The sequence below is a fragment of the Pseudomonas sp. Ors-4-3C genome, assembly GCF_055755035.1.
This window is the reverse complement of record NZ_CM146900.1, coordinates 3,258,611-3,284,866: the sequence shown is the minus strand read 5'-3', so window position 1 is coordinate 3,284,866 and position 26,256 is coordinate 3,258,611. Positions and strand designations below refer to the sequence as shown.

The following is a 26,256-nucleotide window of genomic DNA, read 5'->3' as shown; positions in this document are numbered from 1 at the left end:
AGTGACTTAGCGTTCCGTTTTCGTTGCCGAGTGTGATCACCTAACGTCCGCAAATCGGCGGACGAGGATCATTTGCTCCGATTAAACGGGAGTACTACGCCACCATCATCGGACTTGATGGACGGATCGCTGCTGACCATAGACTTCAGCTTCGCTAGATGGAAAACGGAGGCCTTCCCTGAGAGGTAACGTTCCGGCAAGCCCGCAAGCTTTTCGACATCGTTTGCAGCCAAACCGATATAGCCTGCTACCGACTCGATGGGCATAACCCCAGAAGACGACAGCAACTCAATGGTGCGCTTGAGTAGTCGAGGTTGTTCAGGCGCGCGTGCATCATCACCTGGCTCGGATTTCGCTCCCCACCTAGCTGAGCGACGTTTGAACAAAACAAGCTTCGCATCAGCATCTATGATCTTGAGCGCTTCGAGGCGCATGATCATGGCCGCAACGGAGACGCCCCAACGCTGCTTGAGCAACAGTAGGCTATCAAGTGTGACCGGAGTCCTCACATCGGCTGCAAACGTTTCTGCTGGCAGTAGGAAAGCGCCGGCGAACCGGTGAGCCTGTGACTCCATCAACTTGTAGCGCTCGGGATCGGTTGAGCGGTCTATGCCTTTGTGAAGGATGAGGTGGCCGAGCTCGTGCGCCAGGTCAAATCGACTGCGAAAGCCATTACCTTTGTCGGATGACAGAAGTATCAGTGGCCGTTGAAGTTCGTAGCTCCATGCAGAAAGGCCTTCGATCGGCGCGATACCCGTTTCTTCCCGTACTACGATAACGCCTGCACCCTCCACAGCCAGTGCCAAATCAGGAATTGCACGACGGCCAAGACTCCAGAGGTCTCTGCATTCACTGGCAGCTTCCTCGATGTCGGAATTGGCGATTTGCTGAGGATCGGTGAACGACCTGACCGGAAGATTTACGTCCGGAAAGTCCACGAATTCGTTCATCGCCAAGACGATGTCCTGCGTCCATTCTAGCCGGGCTTCCAGCATCGCCCTCGCAGAGACGTGCGCAGACGCATTGCTTCGGAAAAGAGGCAACGACCCCTTCTTAGGAAGAGGGCGGGTGAACCATTCAGGGCTGACATTGATGACCTTGGAGAGGCTGTCTAGCGCCTCCGCTTCGGGTGCCTGCTGCCCAGACTTCCACTTGCTGATCGTGGCCGGCGATACCCCGACCATGGCAGCGAGCTGTACTTGCGAAAGCGCGCGGGCAGCCAATGCTTGAATCAATCGACCTGGCTGGAAATCTGTAATGCCCCGGCTCATGTTTCTTCCTGTCCTCCGAGCTCGATGAAGCCCGTTTTGAGTTTTACTGTTGCGTTGTCGGCCTGTTTCGGAGCCGCATCATAGCGATCTAGAAACTGGCTTAAAGGTTCCCGAAACAGCCACCCGTCCATTTTCGGATTGGGCACAGCGATGTAGACCTGCAGTGGCTTCTCGGGATGCTGATGCAATGAACCACTGAAGCGTGCGACGAAGAAAAACGCCCCGGAGGTCACATCCTGTGGCCCAAAAAGAGACGGCTGCACCAGTTGGCTCATGGCTTCATTCGCTTCAGCCAGCTCACGTCGGATGGTGCTACGAGTGGGGCGATTCCAGTTCGTCGTACTCATGTTCAAGCGCGCAAATTTGAACATCCCTGCCACGCCCACGATCACGCGGTTGCCTTGGGAGGAAATCAGCTCAGCGTTGGATGCTTCCAGCAAATCACTGAAGCGCTCGTTCATCTGGATGTGCCGCATGTACCCCAGCGCAGTTTTCCGCTGCTTTTTACTGACCTCTTTCGTCAACCCAAAGGCTTGTAGCGCACCTGCGGCGAAGGCGTCTTCGACACCCATCACAAGGTCACGCGAAACGTTGGCGATTAGCAAAGCGGCGATAGCATCTGGGTTTGGGGTCATTTAGTCGTGCTCAGGTTTCGGTTGGCGAGATTATATACCTTAAAAGTTTCGTGTGAATAGGTATTCACGGTATTTTGATGTGGTTAGGCGCCTTCTTATCGGTTTGCGCCTACCGCTTGCACAAGGTCGTAGATGAATCGTACATATTATTTAGCCTTGACCGTCCACAGCTGATCTACCTTGGTCGTGTAGCTCTGGCTCATCAGCTCGCGATGCATCGCCCAACCGAGCGCTGCAGGAAACGCAGCACTCCCTTTCCCCAGCGGCCATTGATCACATCCAGGACACCCATCACCTAAGCACTTGAAGCACTGAAGGGTGCTGCTGGCCTTGCTGTTGAACTAACCTCCTAGGCTCGTATCAACCGAAATCGGCCAGCATTCGACATATGAAAAAGTTTAACGAAAAGGCGTTGCGAGAAATCTCCTGGGCGCCAGAGACGAGCAAGGAAAAATGGCTACTTCTCGCTGAGGATTCGATTGCTTTCTTGAGAGACAATGCGCAGCGCGACGAGATCGTGATCTACGCCTCAGCAGGCGCTGTCCTCATTCATGGTGTGCTTGCCCCAATAGAACAGGTCACCCCGGCTAATCAATCTGACCTACAACGGGCTTGCTTCTTGCCGGACGATACCTGGTGCATTCAGCGGGTGTACGGCGGAGGAGAAGGTCACCGGATGTATCTAGAGCCGCCGCTAAGTCACCCAGGCTGCAAATCTTTAGTAGGCGCTGAAAAGCTGATTTTCCGTCGTTCGTTTATCGGGGTTTCCGAGGGGCCTGCTCCTGTGGAGCTAAGCCAAAAGCTTGTACACAGCCTAGGTCTCTATTGGGTTGAGGAACGAAGTGCCTATTGTCGTCTCGATACGCGTGGTGATATCGAAGATGTGATTCGCGTGATTTGGGGAAAGGGTTCACCGGCTACGGCGCACGATGTCGTCGTCACTATCCTCATCAAAGATCTTTCGACTTATATGGCGCTTGCAGGGATGGCCCTCGTTCTGAAATTTGATTTCACGAGGTTCGAGCCAAAGGCTTTCAATGGATGGAGTCAAGATCGTCAAATTCAGAAAACCTCTGCAGCTGATCTTTTCTATACGCTTGGTATCTCATCCAATGCCAGCTACGCCAATGGATGCATGATTCTCAGACCGGCGATAACAATTGATGATCTTATCCAGGAGTGGAAGGCAGAGGACGACCCGAGTAATAAGCAATATGCGACCTTTAAAATCCTCGATTGGAAAAATGAGTGCTTCGTAGAAACATCATGTGCGCCGGGGCTCCTCTCAAACTATTTTGAAGAGTCTGACAAACCATTCGAACTCTCCCCGGCCTTTTTCCGGCCTGAGGTTTTGACGCGATTCAAAAATGATCCTGAGAAATACAATCTTCAAGATCGCTCGATAAACTGCCGTAACTCCTGGCACCTTGAGACGTACGATATTAACGAGGCTGGGCAAGTCCACACTTACATCGGCTACCTTGCCAATTTGCCATATGAGGAACAGTGCTACTGGCAGTCATTCAATGAATGGCCAAAGGGAGCAATCTCCACAAGGGCCTACGAGAATGACTTCCTAGGCGCCTTTAGCAGTGAGTATGACCCTCTGCGAGCATTGAAATACAAGATCCAGCAACTCGACGAAACCCCACCTATTTGGTGGAAGCCGCGTGGCGAGGAGCTCGCCAATGCAGCGCGATATCCGGCAACAGATTCCGTTACCGAGTGGGCTGATGAAATACTTGCCCTTGATCAATTGCTCAACGAAGGTTTCCTTCCCAAGCCACTGCAAAAACTGGCTGAAGACGCTGGCCGTCTAGTTGATAAACAATGGAAATCTCTACGCCTTCTTCAGGACTATCTCGAGGCCCAAGGTAGGAGCACGGATGAAGCACGGGCTGTAATGGAGCCAATGGCCAAGCTGCATGGTTTGCGTAACCCTCTGAAGGGACATGGCTCGACCAATGAGCGCAAGGCAGCTCAGAAGCGGGCTAGAACCGAGCATGGAACGTTGCGTGCACATTTCACAGCACTCGTTGAAGAATGCGATAAAGCTTTAGCGGTCATTCTGCTTAGCTTCGGCCTTTCTATCGATCCGGGCCACTGATGGCATGAGCTCAGCGTGACCTGATGATTATGTCGAGGCTAGTACAGCGCAGCACTACCCGATTCGAGCAGAAAAATAATCTTGCCTAGATATCAAGAGGGCCAGGGGGGAGGCCATTTTTGAACGGATTGGTAGCTTTATGTGCAATGCACCCAGCTCCAAGCGGTCGGGCTTCGCCATGTGAGCTATCTGGTGTCAGTCAGCGTAATTTTTTACTGATTCCTGCTCGCGTCATCTTTCTCGAACTTTTATGAAAGCGCGGGGTGACCTAAAGGGACGTGGCTTCTCTGATCACCCCCAAAGCCTGTGCTCAGGAAATCTGAAAGGGGGTTAAACGACCTCAAACAGTCCCGTCGACCCCATCCAGCCACCGATGCACATGGATACCACTATGAACTTCACGCCTCGACGTTTTCCTTCAATCAGTGCATGTCCTACCAGGCGTGCTCCTGTCATGCCGTAGGGATGCTCGCCGCAGTTCTGGTCAGTATGGAAAATCCAGTTTTTTCTGCACCGCAAATTCGCCTGGTGCTTTACCTCGTTCGAAAGCAATCAAATACGACATCTGGACAGTCAAGGGCCTGGCCTCTGACTGCTCGCCAGACACCTTCAGATGCACCTTGCGAGTCGCATATTGAATCGATACCTCAAGCCCTTGTAGTTCATCGATTAGCTCCTGCATCTCGTCGCACACAGCAAACTTGGCGGTTTCTGAGTAATCGCTGGCGCAGTCCCTATAGTCGCGAAAATAGTCCACGAGCGACGCAAAGACCTCGTGGGCATCACGCTGCATTTCAAATCCGGGTTGGGAAATATCCACTGTGGAGCTTTCCGCTTCCATCGTATCGCATGCGTAACAGCCGATATTTCCCCTTCGTTTTCGGAGAATATATCGGAGGGGGCTTCAGCGAGGAGGTGTTCTAAACGAGGATCTACCCGGGAGACACCAAAGACTCCCCCGAGAAATTTGGTGCAAAATAGACGCTCAAGGTGATTCCGTGACTGAAGGGCCGGGCCTTGTTCAAAAAAATTTTCTGGACGCTATGATTGCCGACAGGCACCGTTGGGCGATTTTGAAACACTGATGCTTGATGATGGACGTGACATTCACCAACAAACTTTGTCACCCATTTGAAACAAGGCTGCTTCGACCTCTCGTAGGTTTGCGAATCGGCTTTTCCCATCTGCTAGCTTGTGAGCATCCTCCAAAATCCAATTCGCTCTGACATTCCATGCGTAATGTTTGTGCGGGGAGTTCCAGAGCGTCGGAAACACTGTAGGGTCTGGGTTTCTGAACGGTTTCATTGAGCCATTTGCGGCGAGACAGCCAAACATCAGTTCGGCTGGAAACGATACAGCGGATCGTTTCAACCAGGTAGTCCACCAACTATGCGCCAGCCAAGCAAGGGCGGCAGCGACTCGACTATCGTAAATGATGAAGTCGCTCAGCAGCAGCGAATAGACTTTTGTCATCCCCGAATTGAACCGGAGATTTGACACTGAAGATATGTCGTCTCCGCGCGCGTGGTCGCGAACAAAACCTTGTAGAATTCCATGGAGCTGACGATGATTATTCAGAAGCCACGCACCATTACCTCGTTTGGTGTATACGCCGTCCCAATGGAACGTGGCAGCCACCGCGCCAGCGAGCTGATTACTGTGCGAGGAGCCAGCTGTATAAGATGTACTGAGAGCGTTCTCTAAGCTCGATAGCAAGGCGGTGTTGACTGCAAAATTGCTTCCGCCAGGAAGGGAGGGCAACGAGGGATGGATATATGGACGTCCAGAGACGCTGACCGGCAATGGTGCCTTAAATCTTGGAGGCCACTGATAGGCAGCAAGCGCGTCGTGTAGGGATTGGTAAGGCTTGGCTTTAGGTGCCGCGAAGTGGATAGGGGCTCCGCATAACCTCTGAGCAAGCCAATCCACAAAATCTTTTACCGACCGGGTGACATATGTGGATTTGTTCATCAAAGCCTCAGAAGCGTACACGGGGGTACAGATAATCGAAGCACGGCGTTTTGCTGTCAATATTTGTCTAGCTGGTGACTAGGCCCTTTTTATATGTAGTGATCCGACTAGCAAACCGTCAAAAAGCCTTGCTTAATACCACGCGGCTTGAGCCGCCTTTCGTCCATTCCATCGAGCATCGTGATCATAGATTCGCAATGGGCCAGGTCTCTGAATTGGCGGCTTTAGGCCCGGTATGAATGGTATTACCTATCTCAATGAGGCTGACCCCCACTTGGGCCAGCAAGGTTGCTCCGATTGTGATTGGATGAGCGCCGTCAGCTGTATTCAGATCGCGTAGCGCTTCCTCTAAATCATTCTTGGAAGGCAGGTGAGCGTCACCCAGACGCAGCCCGTAGGCGATATGAAGCGGTGTCATCATCTGACGTGCTGTGTCCTTGTCGCAATATTTCAATAGCAGGCGCTCCAGGAGCTTCAGGCCTCCCAGTTTTTCCTTAGGGTCAACATCCACAGTCTGCTTCAAAAGCCCGATATCGATAGAGTCCACAGTTAATCTGGAAATGTCTTTGGCCAACGCCAACACCCCATTTTTGTCTAGCGCTCGGAAGCGGTGACAGTTACGCTGGATATCAGCCGAATGGTCATGGGGTTTAAACAGCGGAGCCTCGAAGCGTTCGGAGAAGAGCGAGTTGAGTTTGGCAATCACCATCTTGAACATCGCTTCCGGCGCGATGGTATCTGCGGGATCGCTTTGGAATTGGGACGCAACCAGTTCGCGTGAGGGGCGGCCGTCTGGCGAGATGTTGAACCCATGCCATATCTTTTGTTGCCAAAGCGGTAGCTTGACGATGTCGTAGGCGTGAGCATTGATGTGGCTCTGCTCATTTATCCCAAAATGAATATCGTAGTCAGGCGAGCATTTGATCGAACCGGTGTCTGATGTGTACCACTCCAACGCCGCCCCCTTAAACGCCAACAGGGCTGGAATTACCTCTGCCTTGAACCATAGGTACAGCCCGATATCCTCATCGTTGAGCTTGCTGGCCGGCAGCTTTTCGCCAGCGGCTCCTGTCGTGTAATACAGCTCTTCCTCAGGCCGGTCTCCCCTGACTCGTTCGCTTTTCGATGCGGGCTCTACCCACTCTTCACGCCAGAGCCGACCGTCTACTTGCTCATAGGTGAGCCCGGAGTGTTCAACTTCGTAGTGCTCATAGTTCGTGTTGCTGTTGTTTTCTGCCGAAAATGTCGGGACGTCTTCTTCAGGGTCAACATCTGTGCGCCAGACCCTCATGATCGACATTCGGCCCAGCAATCCTCCATCGGCCCTGATGCTAAAGGTATGCAACTTGAAGAGCTCGTTGGCCTTCTTTTCTTCGACAGGTGCACCATGCCATGGGATGTGAGAAGCATCTGCGAGGTATTGCTTACGCTCTCGGTATTGCGCCAGCCTGAGGGCCAGACCGCGTGCACATAAATAATCTCGCAAATGTTCAGCACGAATTTCGATGGCAATCACTCGACCATCTTTATTCCTGCGCTGCCGGATAACCTCCATGTAACCTTCGTTGGGGCTTACCCATGAATCCCCTTCCTGCATCAATCGCAGCGCAAGGATCAGATCCTGGTTAATCAGCCATTCCGTATCGTGATCACTATTGAGATGATTCAGAAGAACGAGCTCCACACCCACCGGCGGCTCTTCTTCCTCATGGAAATACTGATCTGCCGGTTTGTAGCGGCCGTCGCCAAACGCGTAAGGGCCGGGGGTATGCATCAACCCAATGGAGCTCCAACACAGCGTTTCACCGATATCACGCTGATCTGCGTATACCGCCAGTGAGCCGACGCTAAGCGTTTCTTCGAATGCGCCAAGCTCTCTATCGGCACCGCCTTTGTGTAGAACCTCGGATTGACGCAAGGGAATCCAGATGGCTGCTGATAATCGACGCCGCCTGACGTCCGTCATCTGAAACCACTCTGGTGGGTAGCTGGCAGGCATGGCGCACTCCTTGGCGTTGATTGGCTTCGAGCTGGGGCGAAGCACTGTTGACATTTTGACTGGTTTGAAGGTCAAGTATATCTTGCAGGTCGGCTTCCAAGCAGCATCTTACCTACAGCCATTCTCGATCAAAATTAGAAAAAGTTGACTATGCTTAGGCCCTAATTGAAGAGGGGGTAAGGAACGGATATGAGAGAAATCGAGGGCATCGAAAAAGTTGTCGCCTACCTTCACCCGCATATGGCGGATATTGAAGCACGCTTCCATGCGGAAAATGAAAGCTACATTAACCTCATGAATAGATCACATGACATTATTGGTCGCCTCCTAAAATGCCATCTGGTCGTAGAACACTATCTTGAACGCTTCCTTGCCGAGCACTACGGGATTGAAAATATCCGAGCCGCAAAGCTTGGCTTTTTCAATAAAGTAGAGCTTCTTCCTAGCCGTGCTTCTAGTGCTGCGTTTGTTAAACCTGGAATTTTAAAGCTGAACTCGCTTCGTAACCAAGTCGGGCATAACCTAGGAGCAGACATCAGTTTCGATGACTTGGGGCCGATTAATGGTGTGTTAGGTGTCGCTCGTCCCGGAGTAGGCTTTCAAGCACCGATTGAAGCGATAGAGGCGTTCACTACCGTCGCTTGTACTTGGTTGATAGTGCCGCCTAAGGAGTTACAGCGACTTTTCACTGAGGCCTTTTCGGAAGTTCGTATTTAGCCCGATTGGTATTCTCTACCTATTGAGGTCAAAAGTAGCGGAAGTAGGTGGAAGCTATATGCTTCGAAAAAATAACTAGTGAGGTCAGATTTAATGCATACAGGACTTTCATAAGTTGTTCAGAAGTCCCGCACTATTCCAGAATCAGCGGTTACTCAGGCTTTTCAAATGGCGGTCTGATTAACGCCCAGTCCTTACTAATTGTTACCTAACCGTTGCAGCCAATAGCGACCTAGCGCATATCGAGGAGTAGTGCATAATTACGCAGTGATACCAGGCGCTAGGATGCGGCTGGTTGCTGAATCGGTTGGCAGGTCGAAGGTTGCACCAAGCGCCCGCAATAGTGCCGGGGGCGCGGTGATTGACGGCAAAATCTATCTAGTAGGCGCTCGGAAGGTGATCCGAGAGGCAAATGATGAATTGACTCAAATGAATGCGGCTATGCTGGAAGTCTATGACCCAGCGACCAACACATGGGCGACCAAAGCACCGATGCCTCAGACCCAAGGCCCGCCTGCGGCGGCTACATTACGCATGAAGACTATACGTCTTTGGCGGGGAGCAGTGGGCACCTGAAAGAAAGCTTTTGCTGAAGGCTGGGTCTATGACCCTGTCAAGGATGCTTGGTCTGTATTACCTGCCTTGACAACCCCAGGGCATTACCTTGGTGCTTGGACGGTCGGGAATCATATCTACTTTATCGATGGTGCGGAGCAACCCGAGGTGAATGAACCAAGTAACCTAAACGAGGCGCTAGAATTTGATTAAGGGCAGTACCAGTTCTCTGACATAAACGCTGAGTCAAAGACACTCATGCACCTGTGGGAAGAACGGATACTTTGCCATGACCCTCAAATCTCCCTTGTTACAAATATATTTATCAATCGCAATATGAGTATAATCCGTTCGCCACCTCCGTCTGGCCCTCAGGCATCAGGATTAAGTTAATAGGATATTTACTGTGGATCGAGAAATATTTGGCCTTTTTCATAAACCACTAGTCACTGACGAACGGATAAAGTCCAAGCTAACAATTGCGGGCGACGGGTCATCCTCATTGGAGGGTGAGGACATCTTTAGTGAAGGAGATAACATCCAGGAAGATGTCCTATATGGGAGGGATGAGGACGGGCATTGCTATTCACTCCTCCATCTGTTATATAATAAAAAAACAACAAATTCGATAGGTGCACCAAGAACTTGCAAGCTAACGCCACGCTTTCTTGTAGTAAGCACCAAGCACGTAGAAAAAATTGAAGATATATCTATATTATCTTTCAGGTTTCGACTGGACTGCAATCAGTGGTTTCGCAAAAATCTTGCGCAATATCAACAGAAGCATCTCCCCTTAACATTCCGGCCAGTCATTACGCTGAATTGCAATGACGACTTGTCGATTGAAATTAGTTCCCGTCACGACTTTGATATCGGAAAGAGGAAAACTACGGTTTCAATAAATTCATTGAGGTCGCAACCCCTTAAAGCGTTCCAAGATGCGGCTCACTATTTAATAACTTTTTTGTCATTCGCCTGCCGTTCAGCTCTGCATCATGGGGATATAACACTTGAAGATTCGGAGGGCGTGGCGTACGAGCTGTACTACAAGCCTGGGTTCTTCCCCGAAAATTCCGAGACGGATAATAACTTGTTCACATATTTCGAGGCAGACGAGCTCCAAGATAAGTTCTCTCGCTGGATCGCCCTCTACGATGCGGCACCAGCTATTTTCAAGCTCTATTTCTTGAACAGACTTAGGCCGCTAGACACAACTGTTCGGTTTTTGATGGCTGCACAATCATTAGAGTGCTTTCACAGAATACTCTTAGATCCCGGGGACGTAAGTTTTGCTAACCGCGTAAAGCAGATAGTCGAAGATGCTGCATACCATAAAATTTTGGTTGAAGTTGGCGGTTCGGACGAAATAGAAGGCCTTCACAGAAAAATACTGGGTACTCGAAATTACTTCACACACTACAGGGACTACTATAAAGAGAACTCTAACGAAACGGATGTCGTATTTTTAAATTTTAAGGCAGAGTTGCTGATCGACCTATATCTGCTCTCCAGAATAGGGTTCACCCCAGAGCATTTCGAATCTATAAAGCATTCGGTTATTGACGATCGCTTGAATAGACGGCAGAACATGAACATGATTTACTTAGGCTCGAAAAAAATCTAACCATATCTCCGTGGGTTTCTGCCTCACGGAGCATATGCTATGCCTCTGTCTGAAATCCCAAGAAACTGAAATTTGGCCCCGGAACGGCTTGGATTTTGTACAGTCACGACGATCTACGGAAAGGAATTCTGTGATGGCAGAGCGTTATGAACTCTCGGATGAAGCGTGGACTGTGGTCGCTTGATGCAATATGGTGTGCTCTGGGATCTCTGCTCAGGAGCAGCCTGGCGAGATATGCCGAGCGCTTCGGGGGCTTGGATGACGGTCTATCATCGCTTTCGAGTCTGGCGAAACCGCGGAACATTTGATCAGATGCTCAGACGACGGCACCTCGAAGCTCAATGAAAAATGCTTGATTGATCTCCACATCTGGATGATCTATTCGACCGCTGCTCGAACACCCGTGCTTCATCTGGAGCGCGGAAAAAAAGGGGGGGACGAGCCTGCTCATCACGCTCTAGGCTGCAGTTGCGGCGGCCTGACAAACAAAATCCGCATTCCTTGAGAGCGGCGAATAGATAAAGCTCCAGAACGAAGACTCAAAGGTCGTTTCAAGCTCCCTCACGAATTTCCCGTCTCGGTCTTCGAGCCATTAGTCCATCGGGCGAAGACTGTACGCTCCGGCCCATAAGGCACTCACGCATCATCTTAAAAATCGCATGCAGAGCGCCGGCATCACCCTGTGGGGTGAATAGATCAATGGGGATAGACAGCCATCGCTTCCAGTGCATTAGGGTGTGTCAATCGACTTCGGCAACGTGGGTCAAAATTTTATCAGCGCAAACTGAAACGCGCCTCCTGACCGGCTGTGCGGATTTGACTGTGTATTGGAGCCACGTTCCAGCTGACTGCAAGTGAAGCGCGGCCCCAAAAACTCTGATTTTTTGCGCATTTAAATCCGCACGCTAACGCGCCACTGCCTGATGGTTAAGGCATGCCGAGGTTTTGGAAATCTCTCTCTTTGACTGGCTGGGGTGTCATGACTCAAGGGTTTTAGCTGAATGAATGGACTACGCAGAGAGCGAAATGGGCGGCTCTATAGTCCAAGGCCATTTTCTAAACCATTCTCTTTGATAAGTCTAATGGCTGAGTCACTGTCGTATTTTTCTGGCTGTGCTTCATTTTTATCCAGAGAGTGGCGAAGGACACTGAAAGCGTTGCACATTTCTATTTGGAGAGGTGTGACGCTTGCACGCTTTAACGCCCAGCTTTCTAAAATTGCAGTGAAGGCATCTAAGTAGCGTTGCATCGCTACCTGAGGCTCAAGCATGCCAATTCCATTCAGAGAGGGGTGTATATTGCTTGCGCTAGGTTGTTTCGAAATCAGCTCAGGACTCATTCACTTTTCTTCCAGAAGGTGTAAGGGGTAAGCCTCAATGTACGTTTAGCGTAGTGAGGCGATGAGTTCGATTGCTTGCGTTGCGCAGCTGTCGCCCTAAGAGACGGTTACCCATCATCCAGATGCTCAACTGCTATCGCTCTTTCGGGCCCTTCAGGCCCGGCTCAATGTAAAGCTCATCGAGCCGGTGCTCAATCTTACCAAGCTATTTACAGTTACCTGCTTTGCGATAACCCGCCGCTACGGCATCAGACTCCGACGAGAAAGAAATCTGGTTCTTCGCGGACACTTGACTATAACCAGGGCACCCAATTGAGAGGTGGTACACCTGACTCTTTCTGTTGCCTATGACCGTACCAACTCCGTTTGCACTCGCAAGGGTTGGCTGGGCTGCGGCCTTCGAAGCATTAACAGGAGCGGTGGCAATCACCCCATCACCAACGTTCTTATATCCTTGCGACCATCGACGTTCGCCAGTCACGAATGGATTGGAGTGCCCCATGATTGCTGAAATTCGGCGATCCCGCTCTTTCTCCCAAGGCGAAACAGGGTATTGCTTGTCCCATGCCATCAGCAGCTGTTGCTGCTGCCGAGACATGCTCAGGTTGTATCTGTCGAACATGTAAAAGGTTGTCCTAGCGACTAGTCCCTTGACCTCGTCACGCGGCTCTGCGGTTTTTTGGTTGAAATCAACCCGGGTCTTGCATTGCCCGTACTGCGGTGTCACCCCAGAGGCCATCCCGTAGTTGAAATTACTCCGGTCGCCATTCACCTCCCCAACGGATGGATACAGGTTGAATAGGTCAGCTTCCATTGCTCGGAACACCGGATCATCGTTCACACAATTTTCTCGACCACCGTTTTGCCAGCATTGCCGCTGGTTGCCGAACGTATAAGCGGGAACAATGTGTTCCCATTCAGTCCGTTCTGCTCGGTTTTCTTGTTTCCTGGCCTTGAGACCGCATGAGTCAGCGTCGATACGACCACCTGATTTGCCAACCCACGTCCATTTGCAGCCGCAATACAACTCGCCTATCGAGCTGTTCGCCTGGTCGAGGTAGATTTTCTGCTTTGCTATAACCTTCGCTTCGGAAAAGGTCGACGGAGGGTTTGAGAAGGCGGGGGTTGTTATCGAAAGGGTTAGGATTATTGCGGACAGCAGTTTTTTCATCGGTAAGCTTAATCGGTTAATGGAGCGCGCAGTATACGCTTGACTTCATGACTGTCGATGGAGGCCAAAGGCTAGGGGGATGAGTATTCCACTGAGACATACGAGGGAAATCCACTAAGGGGCACGTTCTCTAGTCACTGAGTGCTGCTCAATACATAAAACAACGAACCATGATTTTATTCCTTTGCGGAACGGTCTTTGCACATGGCCGAATAATACCTATTTTTTATGTTGTAATTTACCGGGTGTATGCGAGTTGAATGTCGCAGTGGATGGTGACTTTTCTAAGAAAGATTTAGTACAAGTGGGGGGCAGGGGTTGTTGTACGGTTATGTAGTGATGGCCCGAAATGATCGTTTTTCGGTGGTTATGTCATTAAGTAGTGTGCCAGCATGTCTAGGATTTGTTTAGTGCAGATATGAGTTCCTGATTTTGAAGTCTGAGGTTTATGTTCTCATTTTTCAGTCTTGCAATCTCCAATTCTTGTTCTTCGATTTTGATTACGAGTGCTGATTTTGATTCTGTGAGATTTTCTCGGATTGCTGCGGTTAGAGCTTCAGCTAAGCGTAGATTTGTTAGGTTTTCAATCTCGATTTTCATTTTGTTAAATTGAGAGACTATTTCGCTTTTCGTCATTTTGCGTCCACTTCTGCTGTGGGACGCTTTTAAAGAAGACCAATAAACCTCTAGCTCAGCGTTTTTTTTATTTATGAATTCGACGAGATCGGGTTGTCGTCTTGGTGTGATTAAGCTATGGTTCACATTTCCAATGGTTGCCAGTCTGCGTATTACGATTTGTCTCGACCTTAAAGGCATGCTCACGGTAGTGGACATTTCCTGTTTGATTGATTCGAATAATTCCAATACCTTGATGTATAAAACTCTTGTTGTCTCAGATTTAATCCAGGTAGGTTCTTCGGCTTTGATGTGTTTTTTGTGATATTTGTCTAGTTCTTCGCTCATCATTTGCTTCTCAATCTGCGATCGATAATTCTTACAACTTCTGCACTCATTCTTTTTGAAAACTCAAGTGGGTGCATCATGGCTATATTTTCGTGAGCAATTTTAATGCGCTCAAGATAATTCCTCTGCTGTTCGTTGTACATGTGGTGCGGGCACCCTGAGCAAATCTCTGGTGCACTATGCACGTCTACTTTTGGGAGATTTGTTTCGGAGTCAATGCATTTGGCTCTGTTGTTGTTTTTGGGAAGTACGCAAAACCCCCACTCAAATGCAGTGAATCGGCTGTAGTTAGATGCATTGTCTCTTATATGGATGTTTAGTTCGTTGGGGGTTAGCATTAAAAATTTAGCTATATCGTTTTTAACCTTATTAGCCGCAGGGCCATGAAACCGGTCTTCGACTTTATTAGCTGCTATGCGATGGATTATTTCCTCTAGGTAATCAAGCTCCATGTAGTGCAGTACTGATTCATGGAGTTTCTCATCAGTGTACCTGCGGAAATTAAGTGACCCGGCGCTATGTCGAAAATGCTCTCTTAGATGAGCGCTAACGTTCTGATCAAACCGACGAAGGGTGAACTCAGAAAAAGAGTGACGAGCCTGGTGTGGGTGTACAGATTTCTGGATTTCTGCTAGATCCGGATTCTTAGGGAGTACATGTGTTTCATAAAACTGTTTAAACCAGTAGCTGAGAGTTACCTTGGAATATCTTGCTTCGCGCATCCACCGTTCTATAGTCCATCCACCCCAGCCAAGGGCGGCGTCATAAGCATGTCCTCTGAATCCAGCGTGGAATAAAGGGATATTGTACTTTTCTGCATCCAAAGCGGAAAGGCTTGCCATTATGTCGGCAGCTTTGGCTACGAGTCCATGTAATGAGCGCCCTATTACGGCACCACTTTCAGTTTTCGGATTCTCTGTATTAAACCACCAAGATCCATCAGGTTTTTTGTAGTAGTCATTAACATCAATCGGCTCGAGTTCGCTAATTCGAAAGCCGCTTAGAAGAAGGAACGTTGTTAGTCCCGCCTTCATTGTTAACTCGCAGTAGTCGCCCAATTCGCGCAAGTTTTTCCAAGGAAGTTTTGCTGGTACCTCTATTCCATGGTTGCGTATTTCCTGCGCTAGATAGCTAAAGCGCTCAATGGTCAGACTGTCATATCTTGCGGGCAAGCCAAAGTGTTTCCACTCGTGATATTTCGTGAGAATATCATAGCTGTTAGTTCCATTTTCGAACCACTTTGTAGGGGATTTTGGATACTGCCTGAATGTCTTAAATACAGATTGTGCGATCTTCGTATCGTCTGACTCCAGTATGGCGATAGCTTCATTCAGCATAACGGAGCTACAAATCATTGCGATGGAGCCATAACTCCCACCTTTATACCATTCACTATATTCTAACCCTAGCTCATCAAGGATTGGAGCCATGGTGTCGCGCTTGAGTTTTTTGTCGATGAAAAATTTAATTCCATCATTTAGCCTTCCGTTGTTGTAGAGTTTGTAGGATTCATTAAGAATGGCGCAGAAAATGTTTAACGCGCTTCGGCCGAGGGTGCCATTCGCTCCGTAAAACATAAACTGTCGTACTATAAGTTGTATTTCTAGTAGGTTGAGCGACTTGAGTTGTCTATTGGGGAAGTTGCGTTGTAGTTGTTCGCACAAGAAACGAACAGAAGCAAAGTCTGCGCGAGCGGCGCTGATGCTTGTTGGGGTAATTCTATTTTGTTTGTCTGCATATCCCCGAAACGATTTTCCATTGAGAAGGAGCATTTGACCAAAAATTAATAACTGTTTTGAACAGTTCCAAGAGAAATTGAACTCTATGGGTTTGCTGGTGCGAGGATCTTCTAAGAGAAATACCCTGTCACCAGGTATGTTTGGAATATTGGTAGATGCCTTTGATGTTAGGGGGCGGCGTGTAAGGGACTTCATTAGTAGGGCCTTATCGGATAATTGGTAAAGGTAAATCATAGTCACTCACGATCTTTTCCCCCTCAAGTATTGTCTTTCGGTCGAATTTTTCCAGTACAGCCTCGATATAAGCAATTTGCATTACCAAAGCGCTACCACGATCAGTTTCGTATTCTGAGAGCTCTTCAAGTCTTTTGTTGCATGCGGTGCGGTAAGTAATTAGCAGCGCAGCCTCAACTGGAGAAACAATAATTATTCGATGGCCGTTCATCTCAAGCTCTCCGAATGGAGTAACTGACCAGCCTTCTTTCTGCAGTTTTTCAATAATGGCATCAAACTCTTCGATGTCATTAGACTTCAGAAGAGTTTTTTTCCATCCCAGTTCGATTTGTAACTCATCGATTGTTATATATTTGTTAGCGTCTCGAAGCTGAGTGATTTTTCGAGCGTCTGCCTCCATGAGACTACCTGCTGCGCTGGCGAAACTTGCTCTTTTATCCCAGCGGTATTTTGTCGTGCTCCTATTGAGATAAGTTTTTTGCTTTACATCCTGAGTGTGAGAGGTGGCTTCAGCACCTACAACTTGTTGTGAATATTTGTCATAGTTTTGATCGCTAGATGTAGGGGTAGGAATATTCTGATTTCTGGTGTTGGTTTCTAATTTGGTGGGGTAGTCATCTAGTATGGCGCGAGACTGGCCAATTTTATTAGCCGTTATTGATTGTCGTCGTATATGGTTAAAGGCGATTTTTTGTTTTATGGTTTCAAGTCTTTTAATAGAATCTTTATTGGAGTTAGGATCCGTTCGAATTGCAGTGGCGATTGCGGATTTCTCCTGAAGTATCGAGTTGTTTTTTGCGACATTTTCGATTATTTCCGCAAATGCTGTGATCTCTGAATGATCAGATTTCATCGACTTATAAAGGGTCGTGTGTGGAAGAGCTGCGACAATTATAGGTCTAAAAATATCGCTGTCTAAAACTTGTAGAGAGGCGCAGCTCGCGTTGTCAAAAACACGGTTACCGGCATGTGGGAAAAGATTTAAGTATGATTGGCGTGTACTGAAATATTTTGCAAGTGACCTATATTGCAATGTGTCATGTCTGTGATGAAGAGTTTCTTTGTGGATTTCGCTACTTCTGCGTTTTATATGTGTTACGGACGCAGAGCTTGAGGTGATTAGTATATCGTGCATTTGCAGTGACTCAATCCCCGATAGCTGTATTCTATCGGCGGCTAGAAGCCAAGACATACAAATCTCTTCGGAAGGGGTTGGCTTTATTAAGAATAGGAAATCAAGATTTGTGAATAGAAGAGGTGCTGGCCACAGTGGATTCGCATATTCTAGATTTCCTTTTGAAGTCAGTCCGTTTTTAATATAGGTGTTAGCGTCGCTGAGCGTTAGCGGTTGTACGCTTGTTTTTAAATTTTCTACAAGGCTTTTTCTATTGGAGAGAAAGTATTCTTTTAGCCTTACGTCACTCGATTCTAATATTGCATCAGTAATCGACTTGTATAGTGTCTTGAATTTTGTATTTTTCGTAGCCCATCTCAGTTTTTCCGTGTCTCCTTTGCAGGAGTCTAATAGTGAATTAAGACTCTTCTGAACGTTTGGACTTTCGAGAAGAGTCGTTCTGAAGTCATTTATCATCTTTAGAAAAAAGCAGCAAAATCGAATTACAGAGCGAATCAGTAATAGCTCGTCGTGGCAGCTGCACTCTGTTATTTGACTTAAACTTTCGTGGGTGCTTTCGCGGCGATTAGGGATCGAAGGTATGAAAGCGTAGATTTTGGTGAGCTCAAGGAGTTCGATTGTGTGATTGGGGCCCGAATACATGCTGTTCATGCCCCAGTTTATGTAGACCCTTAATTTTGCAATGTACTCACATTGAGTTGATTGTTTGGCATCGTTTTCTTGTAAGTGGTCGGAGTATTGTTTAATGATATCGGCGGGTAGTTCAGGCGTGGGGAATGATTTTTCGCTGAGCCATTCAAAGAAGCGGGCAATCATTCTATATTTTGCATAGTTCGATCGCGTATCATCGGTTTGGGTTTGATTGAGGTGATTTATGAGCGCGATACATAAGGGTGTTTGTGAATACTCGGCAGGGCAGGTTAGTTCATATAGCTTGGGTTTTGCGTTTTTGCCACTATTGCCAATTACATAGGCGCGTTTTTGTGAATAGTCGATAGGATAATATTTTGCTATATCGTAACCACTATTTGTTTCGGCATTCAGCTTTGCACCGTTATCCACTGGAAAGTATGGCTTATTCACAATGCTCTTCCTCCAGTGCTTTCAGTACATGTTCGCGTCGGTGGATCATTGCTTCGAATATTATGTAGGATTTTGTAGTCGATTTTTTATTGTGCCCCATTTGTTCTGGAACGTGCTGCCATGGATCTATTCCATGCTTGTAACAAAAGTCTACTAAGTTGGTTGCGTAGGTATGGCGCAGGCAGTGGAATGTAAGGGCAGAATAAGAAGCTTCGTCAATGTAATAGATGAATTGATCAGTCTCTGGCTTTTTTTGAAGTAAGTGGTAGGCTTCAGGGGCAGTCGAGCGGGTTGCTCTCTTAAATGCATTGGTTGCATGGGGCTTTCCTAAAGTCTCTCCCTTGGTTGAGCAAATAAGATGACCATCTGGTATTTTTGCTCGCCTTCCGTTGAGAAACCACTTAATGCGCTGTGCTAGTTTCGGAGGTACGTCAACATTTCTAAGTTTATTTCCCTTTCCGAAAATTTTTATGATGATAGAGTTGGTTTTATTTTTTTCCGCTTCTTCTAATAGTTTTCTTAATGTCTTTGTGCTTAGGTTTCTTTTGTCAGTAACTTCGCTAGAGCGTAAGCCGCAATAGTATCCAAAGGAGATAACTAGTTCGTCGCGCTCTCTGATGAATGATGACTTTGCTACTACTCCGCTCATTATTATATCGAGTAATAGGTGGTTTATGTATTTGGAGCGAAGATTGAAGTTTGGCGCGTTTGAACTATCGCCTTGGACTTTAGTTTTTTGTTTTTTGTAGTTGTATGTGAAATTTGGAGGGGAGTCGATCAGTCCGGATTTCCAGCCAAACTGAAAAAAACCTTTCAATGTGGAAATGTGTCGCTCAATCGTTGATTCGCCAACCCGTTTGGCCAATATTAAATCTTCATGAATATATCTTGTGATTTCTTCATCGTAAAGATTTCTCCAGTCTAGATTTTTTCTCTCGAGGTACTCAAAAAAAGCACGAATATCCTCGGCATTAGCTTTTTGAGAATTATCTTCTTTGCCAATTTGAGCGCGGCTCAAAAGATAGAGGGTGGGAGCAAGAATTATTGAGGTCTCGGTCAGTGGGCCGGGCTTTGTGACCGTCCAAGAACTGAGTCCTATGCCTGACCATTCGATCTGATCAACCTTGCGCACCTTCATTGACTGGATCTCTCAACCTAATCGAAGACATCCTGGAGCGTAGGTGAGAGCTGATGTTTGTCAACAAATGTGCGTTTCTAAGCCGCTCTTAGATAAACCTCACCAATACTCGGCACCAGGTTGTGCAGATCGGCTTCGGCTTTCTGATAGCTCGGGTCATAGCGGGTGCAGTTCTTGCGTCCGCCCGACTGCCAGCATTGGCGCTGGTGACCGAACTCCCACGCCGGGACAATGTGCTCCCATTCAATGCGCGAAGCGCGCTTGGCGTTTTTACGTGGTACGTAGCCGCAAGCCTTCAAGTCCACCTTGTTGCCGGTGTACTTGCACCCGCAGTAAAACTCGGTGGACTGCGGTGCATAGAGTTTCCAGGCGACCTTCTTGGCCTCGGTAAAAGTGCGGGGCGCGCCAGCCTGGGCGCCAAAAGCGATGAACAGCAGCAGCAAAGCAAAACAGCGGACACTCATTGAATCAATCTTCCTTCGGCACAACCCAAAAAATCTGCACGCCGCCATCGTCGCGATAGGCGAGTGTGACGTTGTCGTTCTCGTCGATTTCCTCAAGCAGTTGCTCCCATGCATCCACAGGCTCGTCCGGCAGACGGAAGATCAGTGCGGCTTTGGCTTTTTGTGCGGTAGGGGAATTGATGATTTTCTGAACGCGCATGCCCATGCGTTCGTAAGCGTCAGGAGCATCAGGAGAGGTGGCCACGAGGTTATCCTTATTAAGCTGTACGTGCATACAGTATTTAACTGTAAGCATTTTCGCAACTGCTTAAAATTCAAGAAAATCCTCTGACAGCGCTTTTCCGATTTTGGTGTAGGTCGGGTCGATTATTTTGTACGAAAAATTCGCGCTCAGCGTAGGCGGCAGCACCACCCGCCGTGCGGGCGAGTGGTAAGCAGGTTGCCCGACCCGGACAGGGTCAGGCGAAGGCCAATCAGTATTCCCAGAACATCCGTTGCAGCTCTTTGCTGTCGTTGGTTTTGGTCAGGGCGACCATAGCCAGGATGCGGGCTTTTTGCGGGTTCAGGTCGTGAGCGACCACCCAGTCGTACTTGTCGTCGGGCTGTTCGGCGTTGCGCAGGACGAAACCGCCGGCGTTGACGTGGGACGAACGGATGATCTGCACGCCATCTTTACGCAGGGCTTGCAGGGATGGCACAACGCGGGAGGACACCGAGCCATTGCCGGTACCGGCGTGGATGATGGCTTTGGCGCCGGCCTGGGCCAGAGCCTTGTAGGCGGTGTCGTCGACATTGCCGTAGGAGTAGGCGATTTCTACGTCAGGCAGGCTCTTGATGTTTTTGATGTCGAATTCCGAATCCATGGTGTGGCGCTTGGCTGGCAAGCGGAACCAGTAGGATTTGCCTTCAACCACCATGCCCAGCGGACCCCAAGGGCTTTTGAACGCCTCGGTCTTGATGTTGATCATCTTGCTCACGTCGCGACCGGACTGGATCTCATCGTTCATGGTCACCAGCACGCCTTTGCCGCGCGCATCTTTGCTGCTGGCGACGGCGACGGCGTTGTACAGGTTGAGCATGCCGTCCGCCGACATGGCGGTGCCCGGACGCATCGAGCCGACCACGATGATCGGCTTGTCGGTTTTTTCCACCAGGTTCAGGAAGTAGGCGGTTTCTTCCAGGGTGTCGGTGCCGTGGGTGATGACGATGCCATCGACGTCTTTGCTGTCTGCCAGTTCGGACACGCGACGCCCGAGTTGCAGCAGGTTGTCGTTGGTGATGCTTTCCGAGGCGATCTGCATGACCTGTTCGCCACGCACGTTCGCCAGTTTGTTCAGTTCAGGGATACCGGCGATCAGTTGTTCAATGCCGACCTTGGCCGCCTGATAGGTGGCGCTGTTGGCGGCGCTGGCGCCGGCACCGGCAATGGTGCCGCCCGTGGCAAGCACTACGACGTTGGCGAGTTTGGTCTGGGTTTCGACTTCTTTTGCCTGAAGGGCAGTTGGCAGGAGCAGGAGGAGGGCCAAAGCGCCCGGAACCAAGGTGTTGAAAGCAGATTTCATTATTTTTCTCTCTAGTAGTGAGACGGTGCTGATGCAGGTTCATCTAGATGCGCCCCGAGCCGATCTGAATGCCCGGGGTGCAGGCTAGGGAGCAGGATCTGTACCAGCGCTACTTTGCTTTAGAAAAATGTTTAACTTCATGATTTACATCAAGATTTTATGGATTAGCCAATGATGCGGCGAATGACATGGCCGGGTTTCCGAACAAAGGAAGCTTTCGTGTTCGGTTCACCGAAAGGGACTACACCTCCTGGCGACCGCAACGGCTTGCCGGTTCAGGTTTTCTGCTAAAGAAACCCGTCAGCAGGCCGATGGCTGTGGAAGGAAACGTTTATTTAGGGAGTTCACATGTCACTGACGATCGGTTTTTCAAATCCCGGCTCAGTCACCATTGGCGGTAAAACCGCAGCGACAATCAATGCAATGAACCAGGCGGAAGCAGATGCGGCCGACGAGGCGCTTGGCGTTGAAAAAGAACCGAGCAATCAAGTCCGCACTGGTGGTCCCGCGCAAGAGGCCAGCCAGGCGGATAGCGCTGACAGCGGCGATAATCTGAGCGTCACCGTGAAAATGCTGCTCAAGCGCATGCAGGAATTGCAAAAGCAACTGCAGGAGCAGCAACAGCAACTGGCTGCAGCCCAGGCCGCGAGCTATCCAACACCTGAGGCCAAGTCGCAGGCGGTCATGTCCGTCCAGGGACAGATTGCACAAACCAGCGGGGAGCTGATGCAAGTGGCGGCGGCGCTGGTCAAGGAAATGACCAAGGATTCCACCAGCGGCAATCTGGTCAGCACCACGGCCTGAGCGGTAAGGGGCGAATCAGACGATTGCGCCCCGCAATACAACGACGATTTCTGATTGTTGACAAATGTCGGCGGGATTCGCATAGTTCGGTCTACGCAAACGTTTGCGCGGCTTTTCCGGTGCGCTATCGCTCTGGCGAGAACGCTAAAGCTTACGCCAGCGCGAGCGTTGCTCACAATAATCATAAGATCGGAGTGAACCCATGAAGCTGCCATTCGCTGGACGTCTTCTTGCTGTCGCTATGCTGGCTGCCGCAGCCGCCGCACTACCTGTCTCTTCGGCTTTCGCCGGGTCCCCGGAAAAACCCAAAGTCGCACTGGTCATGAAATCCCTGGCCAACGAATTCTTCCTGACCATGGAAGATGGCGCCAAGGCCTACCAGAAAGAACACTCCGCCGACTTCGACCTGATCTCCAACGGCATCAAGGACGAGACCGACACCGCCGGCCAGACCCGCATCGTCGAACAGATGATTCTGGCCAAGGTCAACGCGCTGGTCATCGCACCGTCCGATTCCAAAGCCATGGTGCCGGTGATCAAGAAAGCCGTGGATGCCGGCATCACCGTGATCAACATCGACAACCAGCTCGATCCGCAGATCGTCAAAAGCAAAAACATCAGCGTGCCTTTCGTAGGCCCGGATAACCGTAAAGGTGCACGTCTGGTCGGCGAATACCTGGCCAAGCAACTGAAGGCCGGTGACGAAGTCGGCATCATCGAAGGCGTATCCACCACCACCAACGCCCAGCAACGCACCGCAGGCTTCAAGGATGCGATGGAGGCGGCGCAGATCAAGGTAGTGTCGCTGCAATCCGGCGACTGGGAGATCGACAAGGGCAACAAGGTTGCCGCGTCGATTCTCAGCGAATACCCGGATGTGAAGGCGCTGCTGGCGGGTAACGACAGCATGGCCGTTGGCGCTGTTTCCGCTGTGCGCGCTGCCGGCAAGGCGGGCAAGGTCCAAGTGGTCGGTTACGACAACATCAATGCGATCAAGCCGATGCTCAAGGATGGTCGTGTGCTGGCGACGGCCGATCAGTTCGCTGCCAAGCAGGCCGTGTTCGGTATCGAGACTGCGCTGAAAATCCTCAAGGGCGAAAAAGTCGACAGCGGCGTCAATGGCGTGATCGAAACGCCAGTCGAGCTGGTCACTAAGTAAGTCTTCCGGCGACACAACGGCGCTCGTCCGTCCGGACGAGCGCATGGAGAGTTTTTTATGTCAGTTTCCGCCCCGAACGCTGTCCTCTCGGTCAGCGGTATCGGTAAGACCTATGCGCAACCGGTGCTCACGGGCATCGACTTGACGCTGATGCGCGGTGAAGTGCTGGCGCTGACCGGCGAGAATGGCGCCGGTAAAAGCACGCTGTCGAAGATCATTGGGGGGCTGGTTACGCCCACCACCGGTCAGATGCAATTCCAGGGCAAGGACTACCGTCCGGGCAGCCGCACCCAGGCCGAAGAGCTTGGCGTGCGCATGGTCATGCAAGAACTCAATCTGCTGCCGACCCTGTCGGTGGCGGAAAACCTGTTTCTCGACAATCTGCCCAGCAACGGCGGCTGGATCAGTCGCAAGCAATTGCGCAAAGCCGCGATCGAAGCCATGGCACAGGTCGGCCTCGACGCCATTGACCCCGACACCCTGGTCGGCGAACTGGGCATTGGCCATCAACAGATGGTCGAAATCGCGCGCAACCTGATCGGCGATTGCCATGTGCTTATCCTCGATGAACCGACCGCGATGCTCACCGCCCGCGAGGTGGAAATGCTCTTCGAGCAGATCACTCGTTTGCAGGCGCGTGGCGTCTCCATCATCTATATCTCCCACCGTCTCGAAGAGCTGGCGCGCGTCGCGCAGCGCATTGCTGTGCTGCGTGATGGCAATCTGGTCTGCGTCGAGCCGATGGCCAACTACAACAGTGAGCAACTGGTCACCTTGATGGTCGGCCGCGAACTGGGCGAACACATCGACATGGGCCCGCGCAAGATCGGCGCCCCGGCACTGACGGTCAAGGGCCTGACCCGCTCCGACAAGGTGCGTGATGTTTCCTTCGAAGTGCGTGCTGGCGAGATCTTCGGGATTTCCGGGCTGATCGGGGCAGGGCGCACCGAATTGCTGCGACTGATCTTCGGCGCCGATCTGGCCGACAGTGGCACGATTGCGCTGGGTTCGCCGGCGCAGGTGGTCAATGTGCGTTCGCCGGTTGATGCGGTGAAGCATGGCATTGCCTTGATCACCGAAGACCGAAAGGGCGAAGGCCTGCTGCTCAGTCAATCGATCAGCGCCAACATCGCTCTGGGCAACATGCCGGAGATTTCCAGGGCAGGGATCGTCAATGCCAGCGACGAAATTTCCCTGGCGCAGCGTCAGATCGACGCCATGCGCATCCGCAGTTCCAGCCCGACACAATTGGTGTCGGAATTGTCCGGCGGCAACCAGCAGAAAGTGGTGATCGGCCGTTGGCTGGAGCGCGATTGCTCGGTGCTGTTGTTCGACGAGCCGACTCGCGGTATCGACGTCGGTGCCAAGTTCGATATCTACGCCTTGCTGGGCGAGTTGACGCGTCAGGGCAAGGCACTGGTGGTGGTTTCCAGTGACCTGCGCGAGCTGATGCTGATCTGCGACCGGATCGGTGTGCTGTCGGCAGGGCGTTTGATCGACACCTTCGAGCGCGACAGCTGGACCCAGGATGATTTGCTTGCCGCCGCGTTCGCCGGCTACCAAAAACGTGATGCGTTGCTCAATGAAGCGGCGCCTAGGGATCTCCCATGAAAACTGCATCTTCTGCCGGCAAACGTAGTGGCAATTTCTACGGTCTGGGCACCTATCTGGGCCTGGCCGGGGCCTTGTTGGCGATGGTGGCGCTGTTCTCGATGATGAGCAGCCACTTTCTGTCCTATGACACTTTCAGCACGCTGGCCAACCAGATCCCCGATCTGATGGTGCTGGCGGTGGGCATGACCTTTGTACTGATCATCGGCGGCATCGATCTGTCGGTCGGTTCAGTGCTGGCGCTTGCCGCCTCGACGGTCAGCGTGGCGATTCTCGGTTGGGGCTGGGGCGTGTTGCCAGCGGCATTGCTCGGCATGGCGGTGGCGGCACTGGCAGGTACGGTGACCGGTTCGATCACCGTGGCGTGGCGTATACCGTCGTTCATCGTTTCGCTCGGTGTGCTGGAAATGGCCCGTGGCCTGGCGTATCAGATGACCGGTTCGCGCACCGCCTACATCGGTGATTCGTTTGCCTGGCTGTCGAACCCGATCGCGTTCGGCATTTCGCCGTCGTTCATCATTGCCTTGCTGGTGATCTTCATTGCGCAAGCTGTACTGACCCGCACCGTGTTCGGTCGTTACCTGATCGGTATCGGCACCAACGAAGAAGCGGTGCGTCTGGCCGGGATCAACCCCAAGCCGTACAAGATTCTGGTGTTCAGCCTGATGGGCCTGCTCGCCGGTATCGCCGCGCTGTTCCAGATTTCCCGTCTGGAAGCGGCCGACCCGAATGCCGGTTCTGGCCTTGAGCTGCAAGTGATCGCCGCCGTGGTGATTGGTGGCACCAGTCTGATGGGTGGCCGTGGGTCGGTGATCAGCACCTTCTTTGGTGTGTTGATCATTTCGGTACTCGCCGCCGGTCTGGCGCAGATCGGTGCCACCGAGCCAACCAAGCGCATCATCACCGGCGCGGTGATTGTCATTGCGGTCGTGCTCGATACCTATCGCAGCCAGCGCGCCAGTCGACGGGGCTAAG

At 50.7% G+C, this 26,256-nt stretch carries 20 protein-coding genes and 4 pseudogenes; 8 read left to right on the top strand and 16 right to left on the bottom strand.

Features of this window, described 5'->3' with window-relative positions; translation table 11 throughout:
* Window positions 1-68 precede the first annotated feature (68 nt).
* From ACVHNU_RS14670 to ACVHNU_RS14660, 3 genes and pseudogenes are all read right to left on the bottom strand, one after another.
* Window positions 69-1,271 carry an XRE family transcriptional regulator gene (locus ACVHNU_RS14670; protein WP_473017625.1) on the bottom strand — a complete coding sequence of 401 codons (1,203 nt, stop codon included), beginning with the start codon at window positions 1,269-1,271 and terminating at the stop codon, window positions 69-71.
* Window positions 1,268-1,906: a hypothetical protein gene (locus ACVHNU_RS14665; RefSeq protein ID WP_473017624.1), complete on the bottom strand. Its 639-nt coding sequence runs from the start codon at window positions 1,904-1,906 to the stop codon at window positions 1,268-1,270. Before ACVHNU_RS14665 ends, ACVHNU_RS14670 begins: the two co-directional genes overlap by 4 nt.
* Window positions 1,907-2,052: 146 nt before the next feature.
* Window positions 2,053-2,201: pseudogene (locus ACVHNU_RS14660) on the bottom strand (DUF4113 domain-containing protein); the annotation flags it as partial.
* Between the two features lie 93 nt (window positions 2,202-2,294).
* Here ACVHNU_RS14660 and ACVHNU_RS14655 point away from each other — a divergent pair.
* Window positions 2,295-4,013 carry a hypothetical protein gene (locus ACVHNU_RS14655; protein WP_473017623.1) on the top strand — a complete coding sequence of 573 codons (1,719 nt, stop codon included), beginning with the start codon at window positions 2,295-2,297 and terminating at the stop codon, window positions 4,011-4,013.
* Between the two features lie 330 nt (window positions 4,014-4,343).
* Here the strand turns inward: ACVHNU_RS14655 and ACVHNU_RS14650 are convergent.
* From ACVHNU_RS14650 to ACVHNU_RS14635, 4 genes and pseudogenes are all read right to left on the bottom strand, one after another.
* A pseudogene (locus tag ACVHNU_RS14650) lies at window positions 4,344-4,481 on the bottom strand (acetyl-CoA C-acyltransferase); the annotation flags it as partial.
* A 16-nt stretch (window positions 4,482-4,497) separates the two neighbouring features.
* Window positions 4,498-4,854 (bottom strand): hypothetical protein, encoded by a 357-nt coding sequence (locus ACVHNU_RS14645; RefSeq protein WP_473017622.1) that lies wholly within the window; start codon window positions 4,852-4,854, stop codon window positions 4,498-4,500.
* A gap of 266 nt (window positions 4,855-5,120) precedes the next feature.
* Window positions 5,121-5,984 carry a hypothetical protein gene (locus ACVHNU_RS14640; RefSeq protein WP_473017621.1) on the bottom strand — a complete coding sequence of 288 codons (864 nt, stop codon included), beginning with the start codon at window positions 5,982-5,984 and terminating at the stop codon, window positions 5,121-5,123.
* Between the two features lie 184 nt (window positions 5,985-6,168).
* Window positions 6,169-7,983 carry a hypothetical protein gene (locus ACVHNU_RS14635; protein ID WP_473017620.1) on the bottom strand — a complete coding sequence of 605 codons (1,815 nt, stop codon included), beginning with the start codon at window positions 7,981-7,983 and terminating at the stop codon, window positions 6,169-6,171.
* A gap of 189 nt (window positions 7,984-8,172) precedes the next feature.
* On the opposite strand from ACVHNU_RS14635, the gene ACVHNU_RS14630 reads away from it, so the two are divergent.
* The 3 genes and pseudogenes from ACVHNU_RS14630 to ACVHNU_RS14620 all read left to right on the top strand — a co-directional run.
* Window positions 8,173-8,700 (top strand): hypothetical protein, encoded by a 528-nt coding sequence (locus ACVHNU_RS14630; RefSeq protein ID WP_473017619.1) that lies wholly within the window; start codon window positions 8,173-8,175, stop codon window positions 8,698-8,700.
* Window positions 8,701-9,661: 961 nt separating this feature from the next.
* Window positions 9,662-10,879, top strand: coding sequence for an ApeA N-terminal domain 1-containing protein (locus tag ACVHNU_RS14625; RefSeq protein WP_473017618.1), 1,218 nt, complete (start codon window positions 9,662-9,664; stop codon window positions 10,877-10,879).
* Between the two features lie 133 nt (window positions 10,880-11,012).
* A pseudogene (locus tag ACVHNU_RS14620) lies at window positions 11,013-11,378 on the top strand (transposase); the annotation flags it as partial.
* A 537-nt stretch (window positions 11,379-11,915) separates the two neighbouring features.
* Here ACVHNU_RS14620 and ACVHNU_RS14615 read toward each other — a convergent pair.
* From ACVHNU_RS14615 to ACVHNU_RS14575, 9 genes and pseudogenes are all read right to left on the bottom strand, one after another.
* On the bottom strand, window positions 11,916-12,149 hold the full coding sequence (locus ACVHNU_RS14615; RefSeq protein WP_473017617.1) for a hypothetical protein: 234 nt from the start codon (window positions 12,147-12,149) through the stop codon (window positions 11,916-11,918).
* Window positions 12,150-12,423: 274 nt separating this feature from the next.
* On the bottom strand, window positions 12,424-13,389 hold the full coding sequence (locus ACVHNU_RS14610; RefSeq protein ID WP_473017616.1) for an endonuclease: 966 nt from the start codon (window positions 13,387-13,389) through the stop codon (window positions 12,424-12,426).
* Between the two features lie 396 nt (window positions 13,390-13,785).
* A complete protein-coding gene (locus tag ACVHNU_RS14605) occupies window positions 13,786-14,352 on the bottom strand; it encodes a hypothetical protein (RefSeq protein ID WP_473017615.1) in 567 nt (188 codons plus the stop codon).
* On the bottom strand, window positions 14,352-16,286 hold the full coding sequence (locus ACVHNU_RS14600) for a hypothetical protein (RefSeq protein WP_473017614.1): 1,935 nt from the start codon (window positions 16,284-16,286) through the stop codon (window positions 14,352-14,354). Before ACVHNU_RS14600 ends, ACVHNU_RS14605 begins: the two co-directional genes overlap by 1 nt.
* Before the next feature lie 10 nt (window positions 16,287-16,296).
* Window positions 16,297-18,543, bottom strand: a complete 2,247-nt coding sequence (locus ACVHNU_RS14595) for a hypothetical protein (protein WP_473017613.1) — start codon at window positions 18,541-18,543, stop codon at window positions 16,297-16,299.
* Window positions 18,536-19,681 carry a tyrosine-type recombinase/integrase gene (locus tag ACVHNU_RS14590; protein WP_473017612.1) on the bottom strand — a complete coding sequence of 382 codons (1,146 nt, stop codon included), beginning with the start codon at window positions 19,679-19,681 and terminating at the stop codon, window positions 18,536-18,538. The genes ACVHNU_RS14595 and ACVHNU_RS14590 overlap by 8 nt, the downstream gene beginning before the upstream one ends.
* A 95-nt stretch (window positions 19,682-19,776) precedes the next feature.
* Window positions 19,777-20,145 (bottom strand): annotated as a pseudogene (locus ACVHNU_RS14585) (endonuclease); the annotation flags it as partial.
* 4 nt (window positions 20,146-20,149) lie between these two features.
* The gene (locus tag ACVHNU_RS14580) at window positions 20,150-20,440 is read right to left on the bottom strand and encodes a DUF1654 domain-containing protein (RefSeq protein ID WP_003226395.1); all 291 of its coding nucleotides are present in this window, start codon (window positions 20,438-20,440) and stop codon (window positions 20,150-20,152) included.
* A 178-nt stretch (window positions 20,441-20,618) separates the two neighbouring features.
* Window positions 20,619-21,707: an asparaginase gene (locus ACVHNU_RS14575; RefSeq protein ID WP_003226392.1), complete on the bottom strand. Its 1,089-nt coding sequence runs from the start codon at window positions 21,705-21,707 to the stop codon at window positions 20,619-20,621.
* 348 nt (window positions 21,708-22,055) lie between these two features.
* Here ACVHNU_RS14575 and ACVHNU_RS14570 point away from each other — a divergent pair, with 348 nt between their 5' ends.
* The 4 genes from ACVHNU_RS14570 to ACVHNU_RS14555 all read left to right on the top strand — a co-directional run bounded on the left by ACVHNU_RS14570 (window position 22,056) and on the right by ACVHNU_RS14555 (window position 26,255).
* Window positions 22,056-22,511: a hypothetical protein gene (locus tag ACVHNU_RS14570; RefSeq protein WP_003226390.1), complete on the top strand. Its 456-nt coding sequence runs from the start codon at window positions 22,056-22,058 to the stop codon at window positions 22,509-22,511.
* A 202-nt stretch (window positions 22,512-22,713) separates the two neighbouring features.
* Entirely contained in the window at window positions 22,714-23,670 is a 957-nt protein-coding gene (locus ACVHNU_RS14565) for a substrate-binding domain-containing protein (protein ID WP_473017611.1), read from the top strand.
* A gap of 57 nt (window positions 23,671-23,727) precedes the next feature.
* Window positions 23,728-25,281: a sugar ABC transporter ATP-binding protein gene (locus tag ACVHNU_RS14560; RefSeq protein WP_103483617.1), complete on the top strand. Its 1,554-nt coding sequence runs from the start codon at window positions 23,728-23,730 to the stop codon at window positions 25,279-25,281.
* Window positions 25,278-26,255: an ABC transporter permease gene (locus ACVHNU_RS14555; RefSeq protein ID WP_003226385.1), complete on the top strand. Its 978-nt coding sequence runs from the start codon at window positions 25,278-25,280 to the stop codon at window positions 26,253-26,255. The genes ACVHNU_RS14560 and ACVHNU_RS14555 overlap by 4 nt, the downstream gene beginning before the upstream one ends.
* Window position 26,256 lies beyond the last annotated feature (1 nt).